Source organism: Sphingomonas sorbitolis, assembly GCF_036663875.1.
Classification (GTDB): domain Bacteria; phylum Pseudomonadota; class Alphaproteobacteria; order Sphingomonadales; family Sphingomonadaceae; genus Sphingomonas.
This window is the reverse complement of the sequence record NZ_JAXOJS010000002.1, coordinates 360,827-374,204: the sequence shown is the minus strand read 5'-3', so window position 1 is coordinate 374,204 and position 13,378 is coordinate 360,827. Positions and strand designations below refer to the sequence as shown.

Sequence of the window (13,378 nt, the reverse complement as noted above, 5' to 3'; positions counted from 1 at the left end):
CGCAAGGCTTGTCATCCCGGCTCCCCACCGGCAAAGCGGCGCGCATGAAGCGCAAGACCGGCCAGGATCGTTCGATCACCCAGAATTGGCGTCCCGCGACGCGCGCCATCCGCGGCGGCACCGCCCGCAGCGAATATGGCGAGACGTCGGAGGCGTTGTTCCTCACCTCGGGCTATTGCTACGACAAAGCGGGCGACGCCGCGGCGCGCTTTGCCGGCGAGCAGGAGGGGATGACGTATTCCCGCTTGCAGAACCCGACCGTGCAGATGCTCGAGGAGCGGATCGCGCTGCTGGAAGGTGCCGAGGCATGCCGGACGATGGCGACCGGCATGGCGGCGATGACTGCGGCTCTGTTGTGCCAGCTCCAGACCGGCGATCACCTCGTTGGTGGCCGTGCGGCGTTCGGCTCGTGTCGCTGGCTGACCGACACGCTGTTGCCGAAGTTCGGGATCGCCACGACGATCGTCGACGCGCGCGACCCGCAGGCGTTCCTCGACGCGGTTCGGCCTGAAACGAAGGTGTTCTTCTTCGAGACGCCCGCCAACCCGACGATGGACATCGCCGACCTCAAGGCGATCTGCGACATCGCGCGCGAGCGTGGCATTACGACGGTGGTCGACAATGCGTTCGCGACGCCGGCCTTGCAGCGGCCGATGGAGTTCGGCGCGGACGTCACCGCCTACAGCGCGACCAAGATGATGGACGGGCAGGGCCGCGTGCTCGCCGGCGCCGTCTGTGGCACCGAGGACTTCATCACCAACACGCTGCTGCCGTTCACCCGGAATACGGGGCCGACCTTGTCGCCGTTCAACGCATGGGTGGTGCTCAAGGGCCTCGAAACGCTCGATCTCCGCATCCACCGCCAGTCCGAGAACGCGATGAAGGTCGGCGAATTCCTCGAAGGCCGCGTCCCCCGCGTGCTGCATCCCTTCCTGCCGAGCCACCCGCAGCACGAACTGGCCAAGCGCCAGATGGACGCGTGCGGACCGATCTTCGCGTTCGAGGTCGAGGGGCGCGAACAGGCGCACGCGTTGCTCGACGCGCTCGAACTGGTCGACATCTCGAACAACATCGGCGACTCGCGCTCGCTGATGACGCACCCCGCCTCGACCACGCACGCGAGCGTCTCACCCGACAAGCAGATCGAGATGGGCGTGACCGAGGGGCTGTTGCGGATCAACGTCGGGCTTGAGGATGCGCAGGACGTGATCGACGACCTCGATCAGGCCCTGAGGCAGGCTGGCCTGTGAAGGCGCTGTTCCCCAACGCGGCGACGACCGATGGGGTGACGGTGCGCGTGTCGGTCAGCTACCTCCCCGAACAGTCCGAGCCCGAGCGTGGCCGCTGGTTCTGGGCGTATCACATCCGCCTCGAGAACGAGGGCACCGAGACGGTCCAGTTGCTGACCCGCCATTGGGTCATCACCGACGGCCGCGGCGCGCGCCATTCGGTCGAGGGTGAAGGCGTCGTTGGCGAACAGCCGGTGATCGAGCCCGGCGCGAGCTTCGACTATGTCTCGGGCTGCCCGCTGGCGACCCCATCGGGGGCGATGCAGGGCAATTACCGCATGGTCCGCGAGGACGGTGCGCTCTTCGACGTCGAGATCCCCCGCTTCTCCCTGTTTGCGCCTGCGGTGCTCAACTGATGCGCCGTGCACTCATTAGAAGCGCGCGCCTCGAAGACCTCCGTCGCCTGACCTCATTCCGTCACCCCAGCGAAAGCTGGGGTATCCCGGTTGGCGGTCGTCACGCCCGCCCCACGAATATCCCAGCTTTCGCTGGGATGACGGTTGGGGTGAAGCTGCTGGCAAAGGGGCGAACCCAATGAAGCGCACGCATCTCCCGCTCAACGGCCTGCGCGTACTCGACGCGGCGGCGCGGCATCTGTCGTTCACGCGCGCCGCGGACGAACTGGCCGTAACGCCGGCCGCTGTTGGGCAGCAGATCCGGGCGTTGGAAGACACGCTCGGCGTCGTCCTGTTCCGCCGTACCACGCGCGGGCTTGAACTCACGCCCGAGGCCGAAGCCGGCCTCGGCGCGCTCCGCGGCGGTTTTCTCCAGTTCGAGGAAGCCGTGCGCGCGATGCAAGCGGGGCAGTCGTCGAAGTCGCTGACGATCGCAGCGCCGCGCGACCTGACCGAGAAGTGGCTGATGCCGCGGCTTGCGCAGATCGCCGAGGCGGATCCCGAGCTGCGCTTCGTGCTGATCACTGCGGATGAGAATGTCGACTTCACCGAAGCCAATCTCGATCTCGCGATCCGTTGGGGCGATGGCCCGGGCGAGCATGAGGGCGAGGCGCTTGAGTCGGAGGGCATGGTGACGATCGCCAAGCCCGGTACGGATAGCGAGGCGGCGATCGCATGGTCGGGTGAGGACGGCGTAGCGTTGGTGCGCGTCACCGATGCCGGGCTCGCGATCGACGCGGCGGCGGCGGGGCTCGGTCGCGCGACCGTCCCCGAACTGCTGGCGCGGCGCGATCTTGCGCAGGCCCGCGTGCGGCTGATTGGCGAGTCGCAGCCATCGAAGGGGGGGTATTGGCTGGTAGCCCCGCTCCCGCAGTGGCGCCAGAAGAAGGTCCGCGCGCTCGTGGATGCCCTCACCGCGTGAGACAGCCTGGACGGAGACCATGTCGCGCTGGAGTATCTCCGGTCCTCAAGACACGGCGGCTGCGGTTGCGGCCGCTTGTTGAGGGCGACGCGACCGCGTTGCACCCGATGCTCGCTGATGCGGAGCTGATGGCCTATTCCGCCGACGGTCCCCTGGGTTCGGTCGACGACGTCCGCACCTACCTCGCCGAGGAAGCCGCGCCGGGCAACCAGCGCACCTGGGCGATCACCCGCACCGGCGACGACCGCGCGATCGGCTGGGTCTCGGGGAGCGAGGCCGATGGGGCAGGGGTGACGGAGATCGGCTTCATCCTCGCGCGAGAGGCCTGGGGGCGGGGAATCGCGCGCGAGGCGGTGTCGGCCGTGATCGACCGGTTGTTCGCGGAGGGGCGGAGTCGCGTGTTCGCCGACGCGGATACCGAGAATACCGCGTCGATCTTGTTGTTGGAGCGGCTGGGCTTTCGCCGTGAACGGCTGTTGCGCGACGAATGGGAGACGCATTTGGGTCTGCGTGACAGCCTGATCTACGGGCTCTGCGCGGATAGTTGGCAGGCGGCTGGGAGGGCTTAGCGCCGATACGCCCCGTACTGATATCCACCACCCCGGCGAAGGCCGGGGCCCAATTGGCAAGGTGGATATAACGGAGCGATATTCCCCGTTAACAGCGTTTCCCAATTGGGCCCCGGCCTCCGCCGGGGTGGTGGCACGAGTTAGTGGCTCTTCAGATAAACTAACCTACCGCGCAGCCAACAACGCCAACGCCCGTCCCATCAGTCCCGCGAACCGAACCTCGTTCACCGCATCGTCAGCCCGATGCCAGTTCCCGGTCGCCGCATACCAGCGCCCGTCCTTCGCCTGCACCAGATAGTTCAGCGTCAGGACCCCAGGCTCGCCGCCACCCTTGAACCCGACATACCCAAACCGCTTGGCGATCGCCGGATCGACCCCCGCATTCACCGCGAGCACCGCTCGGGTCGTGGCATCTGCCCCGCGCAACCGATCCAGAACTCCCGCCATCGCCGCTGGGCTCGCAAACCACTCGACGCTGTCGATCGCCACCGGCTTCCCCCCGAACACGGCCGGATCCAGCTTGGCGGTGGAAATCTTCACCGCATTGTCGACCAGCAGCGCCCGCCGCTCGTCCACCGACCCTGCCGCCCACGCCTTGGTCAGTGCCGGATCGCCTTTGAGCGCAAACATCTCCCGCGTCGTCATCACCGGCACGCTGCCGCCGGCCGACGCCGCCATGGCGTCAACCTTCGCGCGCCCGAGCGTCGTCAGCAGCGTATCGGTCGCGGTGTTATCGCTGATCGAGATCATCAGCGTCGACAGCGTCTGCACCGTCACCGGCGACTCCGCCGGCCAGGTCTGCAACACGCCCGACGGCAACGATGGCGCACCCACCTTCACGACATCCGTCCAGTGACGCTCGTCCGCAGCCACCTGCCGCGCGAGTTCCGCCAGCACCCACAGCTTGAACGCCGACCCGAGCGGTGCGGCGATATCCGCCCGGTATTCGAGGATCGGCGCAGGCTTGCCGTTGCCCAGCGCATACAGCCCGAACCCACTAGCCCCCGGCAGTGCGCGAAATTCCGCTTCGATCTTGGCGAGGCTGTCGTCGCGCGCGCCCGTGCCGGTGATCAGCAACCCGGTAGCCGCATGCGGCGCGGCCGGGTCGAGCGCGAGGCGAACGCTCGCCGTTCCCCGTGCGTAGCCGACGATGAGATCGGCGCTCCACGCCGACGTCGCGGTCAGCGACTCGATCTTTTCCGGCGCGCCGAGTGTCGCCTTCAGCTTCTCGACGATCGTCGCGAACTGCGCCTTCGGCACCTTCTCACGGAAGCTCGCGGCGAAATACGCGTCATACGCGCCACGCCCGTCGAGGATCGCGACCAGCGCATCCGCCTTCGCCCGCAGCGCCGGATCTGCCACCGCACCCTGCGCCACCGCACTAACCGGCAGCAACGCCACCGCCAACGCCATCAGCCAGAGTGCCAGCCCGCGCATCAGTTCTTCAGCTTCCAACCACTCTTCAGCAACCGGTAGCAGAGCGTCGCCAGCACCACGTCGATTACCAGGATCACGATCCCGCCGATCATCACCGGCGAGTCGGCAATCCCGAGGAACCCGTAACGAAAGCCCGAGATGATGTAGAAGAACGGGTTCGCATGGCTGAACGCGCGGAACGCCGGCGCGAGCTTGTCGACCGAGTAGAACGTCCCCGACAGCAGCGACAACGGCGCGATCACGAAGTTGGTGACGGCCGCCGCATGATCGAACTTGTCTGCCCAGATCGAAGTCAGCACGCCGAGCAGCGCGAGGAACACCGCGCCGAGCAGCCCGAACCACACGATCGCGAGCGGCGCATGCGGCGTCACGTGCACGCCCGGATACAGCGCCATCGCCGCCCACACGACGATCCCGACGATCACCGCGCGAGTCACTGCCCCACCGACCAACGCCGCCAGGAGTTCACCCGTCGACAAGGGCGGCTGGAGGTAATCGACGATCGTGCCCTGCATCTTGCCGACCAGCAGCGAGAAGCTCGCATTGGCGAACGCCGGCCCCATCATGCCCTGCGCGATGATCAGCCCCGGCGCGATGAAATCGGCGAACGCGACGATCTGGCCGTCGACCGGCACCGGGCTTTTCGCGCCGGTCGCGATGGTGAAGACGATCAGAAACAGGAGGGTGGTGATCGCCGGCGCCCACACCGTCTGAAGCTGCACCTTGAAGAACCGGCGCACCTCCTTGATATAGAGGGTTCGCAATCCCTCCCAGTTCACGCTCTTTATGACGGGAACGCCGGGGGCGGAATGCACCGCCGAATGGATTTCACCGATTGGGGGCTGGCTGCTCATAGGCGTTGCGGGTAATCGCTGCCGCTTCCGCCCGCAACCCGGCTGAGCAAGACTAAGGAACGAACATGTCCTGGACCGACGAGCGCATCGAGACGCTCAAGACGATGTGGGAGGCGGGGCAGACCGCCAGCCAGATCGCCGAAGCACTGGGTGGCGTCAGCCGCAACGCCGTGATCGGCAAGGCGCATCGCCTCGAGCTGCAGGCGCGCCCGTCGCCGGTGAAGCCGAACGATCCCGAGGCGAAGGCGGCAGCTGCGGCTGCAGAGGCGTCGGCAGCGGTCGTGGCGGACGTGGCTGAGCCGGTGGCAGAGCCAGAGGTCGAAGCGCCCAAGCCCGCACCGGTCGCGCCGCCGGTCGTCGCTGCGCCAAAGCCGGCCGCACCGGTAGCGGCCGAGCCCGTCGCGGACGAGCCCGAGGATGATGAGGACGAAGACGAGGAGGAGGTTGCTCCGGCCGTCGTCGCCCCCGTCCGTGCGCCGCAGCCGATCCTGCGTTCGGTCGGCCCCGGTGGCTTCCTTCGTCAGGCTCCCGGTGAGCAGCAGCCACCGAGCACGCCGGCGCCGCCGCGTCGTCTGGTGCCCGCCAAGCCGTCGCCCGAAATGGCGAACAAGACGAGCCTGCTCGAACTGAACGACCGCATCTGCAAATGGCCGCTAGGCCATCCCGGCGAGCCCGACTTCCACTTCTGCGGCAAGGCGGTGAACCCGGGCTTCCCGTATTGCGTCGATCACTGCGGCCATGCGTACCAGGCGCAGCTGCCGCGTCGCGATCGCCGTCCGACTCCGCCGCTGCCATTCGGCGGTCCGCGGCCGAGGTGAGGCGCAGGGCGAGTCCTGCGCCAACTTGGCGCAGGACTCGCCCAAGCCCGGCCGGCGTGGCTCGCCGCGTCCGACGACATGGGCTTTGCCCATGGCTAGCGTGATATAGAAAGGCAGCTTCCTCAGTGAGGTGGCGGCCTTTTTCAAACAGGCTCCACCCCGGCGGAGGCCGGGGCCCAGTTGGAAAGGTCGTGGTAACTGAGCGCCCGGCGCGTTTAACAGCGTTTCCCAACTGGGCCCCGGCCTTCGCCGGGGTGGTGGGCGTGGTTAAGGGCGAGCATCCTTACCTTGTTCTCCCGCGAAGGCGGGAGCCCGGTCTGGGTCCCCGCCTTCGCGGGGACACAAGCTTCGGTTGGTAACGGGCTGCCGAATGTGGGGAGCCTAAGTACAGCGGACAAGAATAAGGCCGCTTCCCCGTGTGAGGAAGCGGCCTTTTTCATGTCACGCTAGCCATGGGCAAAGCCCATGTCGTCGGACGCGGCGAGCCGCGCCGGCCGGGCTTGGGCGTGTCCTGCACCAGCTTGGTGCAGGCCGCCCTTCGCCTCAGAACCTAAACGCAGCCGTGGCGCGCAGGCTGTGCCAACGGAAGTCCTGCGAGTCGCGACGGAAGTCGGTGCCCGCTGCGTTGCCACGCGTGAACGGACCGCCGGTCGGGCCGCCCGAGGCGCGGACGCGGTAGTCGTTGTCCTGATACTGGTGATACTGATATTCCAGACCGACCGAGAAGTTGCGACCCAGCTTCTGCTCGATGCCGCCGCCACCGACGATGCCCCATTCCTTGCTGCCACCGTTGGTGGTGAAGGTGTTGGCGGTGTTGCCGGTCGTGAAGCTGTTGTCGATGTTGGCATAGCCGACGCCGAACGTGCCGTAGAACAGCGTCGTGTTCGCCGCATAGCCCAGGCGGCCGCGTGCCGATGCTTCCCATTTCAGGTCGCGCGTCATCGTGTAGAAGGCGGGCGTGGTGCTGAAGGCGGTGACGCTGTCGCTGATCTCGTTCTTGCCGAACTCGCCGACCACGCCGACGACGATGTTGCCGCGCTGGTAATCCGCGCCGACCCGTGCCGAATAGCCGATGCCGTCTTTGTCGCTACGGCAACCACGACCACCAGCGGCGGGCGCGGTGTTGCTGGTCGCGCGACCGTTGCAGAAGCCCGGCGAGAACGCGTTGGCGGCGGTCGCAGTCGAGATGGTGTCGCCGAAGACGCCATCCAGATTGCGATCGAATGCGATCGTCTCGCCATTGTCGTTGGGCTGCACGTCATAGCCGAACGAGCCGCCGACATAGACTCCGCTGAACGGCGCATCGTCGGTCATATCCTGTGCAGCGGCAGGTGCTGCGAAACCCAAAGCGGCAGCGCCTGCAAGCGCCACCATCATCGTCTTAGTCATATTCACTCCCGGAAACTTCATGCCAGGTTTTTCATAAACGGCTGATCGGGGAAAATTATGCAGCAAGCATAACAATCTGCGGCAATGTGGCTTTCCAGTAACAGGGAGAACAAACAGAGCCTGTGGCTTTGTCCAACGCGTGCGGCTACGCTCTCGCCATGGCTGAAGATCTGTTCGCGTCCCCGGGCGCACCCGGCGTCGGCAAACCCGCCGCCAATACCTATGACGCCTCCTCGATCGAGGTCCTCGAAGGGCTCGAACCCGTCCGCCGCCGCCCCGGCATGTATGTCGGCGGCACCGACGAGCGCGCGCTGCATCACCTCGCCGCCGAAGTGCTCGACAACGCGATGGACGAAGCGGTCGCCGGTCACGCCACGCGGATCGAGGTCACGCTGGAGGCAAACAACCGGCTGACGATCGTCGACAACGGCCGCGGCATCCCGGTCGATCCGCACCCGAAGTTCCCCGACAAGTCCGCGCTGGAGGTCATCCTCTCGACGCTCCACTCGGGCGGAAAGTTCGCGGGCAAGGCGTACGCGACCTCGGGCGGGCTCCACGGTGTCGGCATCAGCGTCGTCAACGCGCTCTCGTCCGACACCGTCGTCGAGGTCGCGCGTGATCGGCAGCTCTACCGCCAGCGCTTCGCCAAGGGCCAGACGCTAGGCCCGATCGAGCATCTCGGCCCGACGCCGAACCGTCGCGGCACCAGCGTCGCGTTCACGCCCGACACCGAGATCTTCGGCAGCGAACTGAACTTCAAGCCACAGCGCCTCTACAAGCTCGTCCGGTCGAAGGCGTATCTCTTCGCTGGCGTCGAGATACGCTGGCACTGCACCCCCGACCTGATCGGAGACGACACCCCCGCGCAGGCCGTGTTCCAGTTCCCCGGCGGCCTAGCCGATCACCTGCGCGACCAGATCGCCGGCCGCGAATGCGCGACCTCCGACTTCTTCTCGGGCTCGCAGGATTTCCCGAGCGCGAACGGCGAAACCCAAGGCCGCGTCGAATGGGCGGTCGCGTGGCCGCTGTGGAGCGACGGCTCGTACAGCTGGTATTGCAACACCATCCCGACCCCCGATGGCGGCACGCATGAGCAAGGCCTGCGCCAGGCGCTGGTCCGCGGCTTACGCGCGTTCGGCGATCTCGTCGGCAACAAGAAGACCAAGGATATCAGCGCGGACGACGTCATGGTCGGCAGCGAGTTGATGCTGTCGGTGTTCATCCGCGAACCGCAATTCCAGAGTCAGACCAAGGATCGCCTGACCAGCCCTGAGGCCGCCGGCCTCGTCGAGAAGGCGGTGCGCGATCATTTCGACCATTTCCTCAGCCACAACATGGAGCGCGGCAAGGCGCTGCTGAACTATGTGCTGGAGCGGATGGACGAACGCCTGCGCCGCAAGCAGGAACGCGACGTCAAGCGTAAGACCGCCACTTCCGCGCGGAAGCTGCGCCTGCCGGGTAAGCTCACCGACTGCTCCGCCAACTCGCCCGAAGGCACCGAACTCTTCATCGTCGAGGGCGATTCGGCAGGTGGTTCGGCGAAACAGGCGCGTGACCGGAAAACGCAGGCGATCCTCCCGATCCGCGGCAAGATCCTCAACGTGGCGTCGGCCACCAGCGCGAAGATCTTCGCCAACCAGGAAATCGCCGACCTGACGCTCGCACTCGGCTGCGGCACGCGGAAGGACTGCACCCCGGATACGCTGCGCTACGAACGCATCGTCATCATGACCGACGCAGACGTCGACGGCGCGCACATCGCGACGCTGCTGATGACGTTCTTCTTCCAGGAGATGCCAGAACTGGTACGGCGCGGGCATCTCTACCTCGCCCAACCGCCACTCTACCGCCTCACCGTCGGCACCAAGAGCATCTACGCGAGGGACGACGCGCACCGCGCCGAACTCGAACGCACCGTGTTCAAGGGCAAGAAGGTCGATGTCGGCCGCTTCAAGGGCCTCGGCGAGATGAACCCGAGCCAGCTCCGCGAAACCACGATGGACCCCGCCACCCGCGGCATGCTCCGCATCACGCTCCCGCAGGAATATGAGGAGCGCGCACAGGTGAAGGACCTGGTCGACCGCCTGATGGGCAACAACCCCGCGCACCGCTTCGCCTTCATCCAGGAAAACGCCGGCCGCATGGACGAGGAAGCGATCGACGCGTGAAGCTAGTGGCGCATTGGGCTCGCGCGCACCTAACGTCACGGCCCAGGCGCAATCGAGGTCTGCGAGCCGGTGATGGCCCGCAGACGGCGAAAGTCACTGTCTGTAGGCGATCAGCGTTGAGGTCTTGCCGTATTTGATGTCGTTGACGTCCATCGTCATTTTCTTGCCGTCGGGCGAGATCGTCATGACGTATTTGCCGATCACCTTGCCGTCGAGATAGTCGGTCTCATGCAGCGTGTTGAGATCGGATTGCCGTAGCGACACCGTCGTCCAGCCGGCATCGCCGACGACCGCGACCGACGGGCCGCCCGTCGTCGCCACGTACGATGTCCCGGTCGGCGTCGAATAGGTCACGACCTTGCCGGTCTTCGCGAAGGTAAACACGAGGCCGCTGTCGGACACTTGGGTCTGGTTCGTCTGCAGCCACGATCCCGATGCCGCGTGCGACCCGGACGGGCCCGCTGCGACGCGCTCGCTGATGGTCGTGCCGGTGATCGGGATCCCGTTCGGCGCGCTGGTGTCGTTGAACACCGTGGAGATCGAACTGTTGTCGGCGGACAGCGTCGCGGTGGCGTCGCTCATCGGCTTGCCGGCCTTGCTCGTCGCATATTTGACGGTCGCCGGATCGACGACGGTGACCGACATCGCGTCATAATAGGCGTGGCCGGTAACCGGATGAAGCGCACCATCGGCAGCGATCTTGACCACCGGAATGCAGGTTGAACAGGTGTAAAACCCGTTCTCGATCAATGCGACCGAAGGTTTGGTCGAAAGTTCGCTCTCCTTGATGTCGCCTTTCCAAGTTCCGGTGAAGACGTCCTTGGCATAGGCCGGTGATGTCGTGGCAAGCATAAGTGCGATGCATGGTAGTAACCTGGACATGGTTCTCTCCCCTATAGTGCGGCGGGGCGATTCGAATCGAACCAAAGCGCACAGGATCCTGGCACCACGTCTTGCCGATCATGCGCCTATTCGCGTGCCTATTCCAGTGAATGCCGCAAACGCAGCGGCGAATAATCGGGATCGGCCATGTCGGCGTTCGCCGCGCGATGCCACGCGGTGTTGCCCCCGGCGTCGCGCGCTCGTATCAGGCGGTTCGGGCGGCCGTGTGGGTCGCCCTCGCTGTTTGAAGGAGCTTGCCGTCGTGACCATCACCCCGCTCATGCCCGTCTACCCGCGGTGTGGCGTGCGTCCGGTCCGAGGCGAGGGCGCGTACCTCTTCGGCGAGGACGGCCAGCAATATCTCGATTTCGCCAGCGGCATCGCGGTCAACGCGCTCGGCCACGGCCACCCGCATCTGACCAAGGCGATCGCCGAACAGGCTGCGACGCTGATGCACGTGTCGAACCTGTACGGGTCGCCGCAGGGCGAGCATCTCGCACAGCGGCTCGTCGACAACACGTTTGCCGACACGGTGTTCTTCACCAATTCGGGCGCGGAAGCGGTCGAGTGCGCGATCAAGACCGCGCGGCGCTATCATTTCGCCAACGGCAATCCGCAGCGTCACACGCTGATCACGTTCGACACGGCGTTCCATGGGCGGACGCTCGGCACGATTTCGGCGACCAACCAGGCGAAGATGCGCGACGGGTTCGAGCCACTGCTGCCGGGTTTCGCCTATGCGAAGTTCAACGATCTCGAAGGCGCGCTGGCGCTGATCGACGACAACACCGCGGGCTTCCTGGTCGAGCCGATCCAGGGTGAGGGCGGTATCCGCCAGGCGACGCCTGAATTCCTGACTGGCCTGCGGAAGGCCTGCGACGAACACGGCCTGCTGCTGGTGCTCGACGAGGTCCAGTGCGGCTATGGGCGCACCGGAAAGCTCTTCGCGCACGAGCTGTACGGGATCACGCCCGACATCATGTCGGTCGCCAAGGGTATCGGCGGCGGCTTCCCGCTTGGCGCATGCCTCGCGACCGAGGAGGCGGCCAAGGGGATGGTCGCGGGAACGCACGGCTCGACCTATGGCGGCAACCCGCTGGCCATGGCGGCGGGCGAGGCGGTGCTCGACGTGATTCTCGACGAGGGCTTCCTCGACAACGTCACGGCGATGGGCGACCGGTTGCGGCAGGGGCTTGAGCAGATGATCCCCAACCATGATCACCTGTTCGACAGCGTTCGCGGTACCGGGTTGATGCTTGGGCTGAAGCTGAAGAGCGACAGCCGCGCGTTCGTCGCGTTCGCGCGCGATCACCACAATCTGCTGCTGGTATCGGCGGGCGAGAATGTCATCCGCATTCTGCCGCCGCTGGTGATCGACGAGAGCCATATCGCCGAGTGCATCGACAAACTGTCGACCGCCGCGCGCGTGTACGTTCCGGCTGCCGACGACTGACTTAAATCCTCCCCGGTACGGGGAGGGGGACCATGCGAAGCATGGTGGAGGGGGCTTTCCCCGCAGCGCAGCGCCTGTGGAGGTCCCCCTCCACCCCGCTCTGCGAGCGCGGTCCCCCTCCCCGTGCCGGGGAGGATATTATGACCCGCCATTTCCTGAATCTCACCGACGCGGGCGCCGACGGCATCGCCGCGATGCTGGCCGACGCACTCGACCGCAAGGCGGCGCGCGCTGGCTTCCGCAAGGGCCGCGCGGACTCGGACGCGCCGCTCGCCGGCCACACGCTCGCGATGGTGTTCGAGAAGAATTCGACGCGCACGCGCTTCTCGTTCGACATGGCGATCCGCCAGCTCGGCGGTACCTCGATCGTGTCCGACGCAGGGTCGATGCAGCTCGGCCGCGGCGAGTCGGTCGCCGACACCGCACGCATCCTGTCGGGCTATGTCGACGCGATCATGATCCGCACCGACGATCACGCCAAGATCGAGGAGATGGCGCATTACGCGTCGGTTCCGGTCATCAACGGCCTGACCGACGCGTCGCACCCGTGCCAGATCATGGCCGACCTGCTGACGATCATCGAGAGCGGCAAGACGCTGCCTGGCCTGAAAGTCGCGTGGCTCGGCGACGGCAACAACGTGCTCGCCTCGATCGTCGAGGCCGCCGGGCTGATGCAGTTCGACGTCGTCGCAGCCTGCCCGCAAGGATATATGCCGACCGACGCCGAAGTCGCGCTGGGCAAGGGCCGGGCGCGTATCGTGTCGACGCCGCGCGAGGCGGTCGAGGGGGCGGACATCGTCGTCACCGACACCTGGATCTCGATGGGGCAGGCGCATGCCGAGACCAAGCTGGCGGCGCTGACGCCGTACCAGGTCGATGCCGCGCTGATGGCGCTGGCCAAGCCCGACGCCAAGTTCCTCCACTGCCTCCCCGCGCACCGCGGCGAGGAGGTGACGCCCGAGGTGATCGACGGCCCGCAGTCGCTGATCTGGCAGGAGGCGGAGAACCGCCTCCACGCGCAGAAGTCGGTCTTGCGCTGGTGTTTCGGCCAGATCGGCTGACGGACCGGCGGTAACACGCCGTTCACGCCACCCCGCGCCCCATCCGTCATCCCAGCGAAAGCTGGGATCTCCCGGTTCGAGCCGCGGCACCCGCCAACGGGGATACCCCAGCTTCCGCTGGGGTGACGGAGATGGGTGGGT

General features: G+C 66.3%; 12 protein-coding genes. 8 read left to right on the top strand and 4 right to left on the bottom strand.

The annotated features are described in order from the left end of the window. Positions 1–44 precede the first annotated feature (44 nt). The 4 genes from U1763_RS07050 (at position 45) to U1763_RS07035 (ending at position 3,175) form a co-directional block, all read left to right on the top strand. A complete protein-coding gene (locus U1763_RS07050; protein ID WP_132895373.1) occupies positions 45–1,250 on the top strand; it encodes a trans-sulfuration enzyme family protein in 1,206 nt (401 codons plus the stop codon). Next, the gene (gene apaG, locus U1763_RS07045) at positions 1,247–1,645 is read left to right on the top strand and encodes a Co2+/Mg2+ efflux facilitator ApaG/CorD (RefSeq protein ID WP_332754658.1); all 399 of its coding nucleotides are present in this window, start codon (positions 1,247–1,249) and stop codon (positions 1,643–1,645) included. Before U1763_RS07050 ends, apaG begins: the two co-directional genes overlap by 4 nt. Before the next feature lie 178 nt (positions 1,646–1,823). Continuing rightward, on the top strand, positions 1,824–2,606 hold the full coding sequence (locus U1763_RS07040; RefSeq protein ID WP_056055436.1) for a LysR family transcriptional regulator: 783 nt from the start codon (positions 1,824–1,826) through the stop codon (positions 2,604–2,606). Between the two features lie 65 nt (positions 2,607–2,671). Continuing rightward, a complete protein-coding gene (locus U1763_RS07035; RefSeq protein WP_332754657.1) occupies positions 2,672–3,175 on the top strand; it encodes a GNAT family N-acetyltransferase in 504 nt (167 codons plus the stop codon). A gap of 165 nt (positions 3,176–3,340) precedes the next feature. Here U1763_RS07035 and U1763_RS07030 read toward each other — a convergent pair whose 3' ends face one another. After that, positions 3,341–4,612 (bottom strand): serine hydrolase, encoded by a 1,272-nt coding sequence (locus U1763_RS07030; protein ID WP_332754656.1) that lies wholly within the window; start codon positions 4,610–4,612, stop codon positions 3,341–3,343. Beyond that, positions 4,612–5,466: an ABC transporter permease gene (locus U1763_RS07025; protein WP_132895368.1), complete on the bottom strand. Its 855-nt coding sequence runs from the start codon at positions 5,464–5,466 to the stop codon at positions 4,612–4,614. Before U1763_RS07025 ends, U1763_RS07030 begins: the two co-directional genes overlap by 1 nt. Before the next feature lie 65 nt (positions 5,467–5,531). Here U1763_RS07025 and U1763_RS07020 point away from each other — a divergent pair, with 65 nt between their 5' ends. Continuing rightward, positions 5,532–6,284, top strand: coding sequence for a GcrA family cell cycle regulator (locus U1763_RS07020; RefSeq protein ID WP_132735759.1), 753 nt, complete (start codon positions 5,532–5,534; stop codon positions 6,282–6,284). A 543-nt stretch (positions 6,285–6,827) separates the two neighbouring features. On the opposite strand, the gene U1763_RS07015 is transcribed toward U1763_RS07020, so the two are convergent. Next, the gene (locus U1763_RS07015) at positions 6,828–7,673 is read right to left on the bottom strand and encodes an outer membrane protein (RefSeq protein ID WP_332754655.1); all 846 of its coding nucleotides are present in this window, start codon (positions 7,671–7,673) and stop codon (positions 6,828–6,830) included. A gap of 158 nt (positions 7,674–7,831) precedes the next feature. On the opposite strand from U1763_RS07015, the gene parE reads away from it, so the two are divergent. Next, a complete protein-coding gene (gene parE / locus U1763_RS07010; RefSeq protein WP_332754654.1) occupies positions 7,832–9,841 on the top strand; it encodes a DNA topoisomerase IV subunit B in 2,010 nt (669 codons plus the stop codon). Positions 9,842–9,934: 93 nt separating this feature from the next. Here the strand turns inward: parE and U1763_RS07005 are convergent, their stop codons facing one another. Further along, the gene (locus U1763_RS07005; RefSeq protein WP_332754653.1) at positions 9,935–10,723 is read right to left on the bottom strand and encodes a hypothetical protein; all 789 of its coding nucleotides are present in this window, start codon (positions 10,721–10,723) and stop codon (positions 9,935–9,937) included. A 262-nt stretch (positions 10,724–10,985) separates the two neighbouring features. On the opposite strand from U1763_RS07005, the gene U1763_RS07000 reads away from it, so the two are divergent. Further along, positions 10,986–12,176, top strand: a complete 1,191-nt coding sequence (locus tag U1763_RS07000; protein WP_132735749.1) for an aspartate aminotransferase family protein — start codon at positions 10,986–10,988, stop codon at positions 12,174–12,176. A gap of 140 nt (positions 12,177–12,316) precedes the next feature. Further along, entirely contained in the window at positions 12,317–13,237 is a 921-nt protein-coding gene (argF, locus tag U1763_RS06995) for an ornithine carbamoyltransferase (RefSeq protein WP_332754652.1), read from the top strand. Positions 13,238–13,378 lie beyond the last annotated feature (141 nt).

Excerpts from the sequence above, each read along its gene's own strand:
- parE (WP_332754654.1), top strand. The coding sequence starts at position 7,832 with ATGGCTGAAGATCTGTTCGCGTCCCCGGGCGCACCCGGCGTCGGCAAA.
- U1763_RS07005 (WP_332754653.1), bottom strand. The coding sequence starts at position 10,723 with ATGTCCAGGTTACTACCATGCATCGCACTTATGCTTGCCACGACATCA.
- U1763_RS07025 (WP_132895368.1), bottom strand. The coding sequence starts at position 5,466 with ATGAGCAGCCAGCCCCCAATCGGTGAAATCCATTCGGCGGTGCATTCC.
- U1763_RS07020 (WP_132735759.1), top strand. The coding sequence starts at position 5,532 with ATGTCCTGGACCGACGAGCGCATCGAGACGCTCAAGACGATGTGGGAG.
- U1763_RS07050 (WP_132895373.1), top strand. The coding sequence starts at position 45 with ATGAAGCGCAAGACCGGCCAGGATCGTTCGATCACCCAGAATTGGCGT.
- argF (WP_332754652.1), top strand. The coding sequence starts at position 12,317 with ATGACCCGCCATTTCCTGAATCTCACCGACGCGGGCGCCGACGGCATC.
- U1763_RS07030 (WP_332754656.1), bottom strand. The coding sequence starts at position 4,612 with ATGCGCGGGCTGGCACTCTGGCTGATGGCGTTGGCGGTGGCGTTGCTG.
- U1763_RS07015 (WP_332754655.1), bottom strand. The coding sequence starts at position 7,673 with ATGACTAAGACGATGATGGTGGCGCTTGCAGGCGCTGCCGCTTTGGGT.
- U1763_RS07040 (WP_056055436.1), top strand. The coding sequence starts at position 1,824 with ATGAAGCGCACGCATCTCCCGCTCAACGGCCTGCGCGTACTCGACGCG.